1 protein-coding gene and 1 pseudogene are annotated in these 898 nt (G+C 65.8%); both read right to left on the bottom strand.

Translation table 11 applies throughout. The features are described from left to right. Positions 1–591: M20/M25/M40 family metallo-hydrolase (locus tag B3605_RS08585; RefSeq protein ID WP_296433527.1), on the bottom strand; the 591-nt coding region annotated here is incomplete at its 3' end. After that, a pseudogene (locus B3605_RS08580) lies at positions 588–898 on the bottom strand (diaminopropionate ammonia-lyase); the annotation flags it as partial. The pseudogene B3605_RS08580 and the gene B3605_RS08585, both read right to left, overlap by 4 nt.

Below are 898 nucleotides of genomic sequence, written 5' to 3'. Positions count from 1 at the left end.
CAGCACCGGCCCCTGCTCGATATGCAGCTCGACATAGGCTTTCGGCCTGAGAAAGCCGGGCTCGAGATCGCCGGCATAGCCGATGCGCGAAAGCTCCTCGCCCAGCACCGATCCGTCCGTTCCGACGCTTGCAAGCGCCGCCTCGACCGAGAGGCCGCCGGCATGAACCAGCGAGCCCATCATATCGGGCGCGTAGCGCACGCCCTCCTCGTTGGTGAAGGCGGCCACCGCGATCGGCCGTGATGGTACGAAGCCGTTTCGTTTCAGCGTTTCGATCACCTCCAGCCCGGCGATCACGCCGTAGCAGCCGTCATAAATGCCGGCGTTGATCACGGTATCGATATGCGAGCCAAGCAGCACCGGCGCTTCGCCAGCGATAGGCTCTTCCGTCCAGATCCCGAAGATGTTGCCGATGCGGTCTATTTTGACATCAAGCCCGGCGCCTTCCAGCCAGGAGACCAGCAGATCGCGGCCGGCGCGGTCCGCATCCGATCCGGCGAGCCGCGTCAGTCGGCCATCCTCCCGCCCGACCTCACCCAGTTCGCGAATGCGCCCGAGCATGCGCTCGCGATCGATGGAAGCAAGGCTCATGCGGATGTCTCCATGCGGTGACCGACCTTATCCGGTGCTATCCCGACCAGCTCCTCGTAGCGTTGCGGATCGGTGGCGCCCTCGGTGTTGATGACGAAGACGCGCGCCGTCTCATCGAGCCCGAGCGCCTCCTTGGCCTCCGGATCGGAGAGCGCCGCGATCAGTCCGGCCAAGCCAGCGCCGCCGCTTTCACCCGAAACGATGGCCGGATCGCCGGCGGCGGGGCGCGCCAGCCGGTTCATCACCGCGATCGCGTCCGCATCCTCCACAGTCATGAAACCATCGGCAAGCCGGCTAAGGATGCGCC

This window comes from Rhizobium sp. UBA1881, from assembly GCF_002338015.1.
Taxonomy (GTDB): domain Bacteria; phylum Pseudomonadota; class Alphaproteobacteria; order Rhizobiales; family Rhizobiaceae; genus Rhizobium.
The sequence above is the reverse complement of the archived record's forward strand: the minus strand, read 5'-3'. Positions and strand labels throughout refer to the sequence as shown.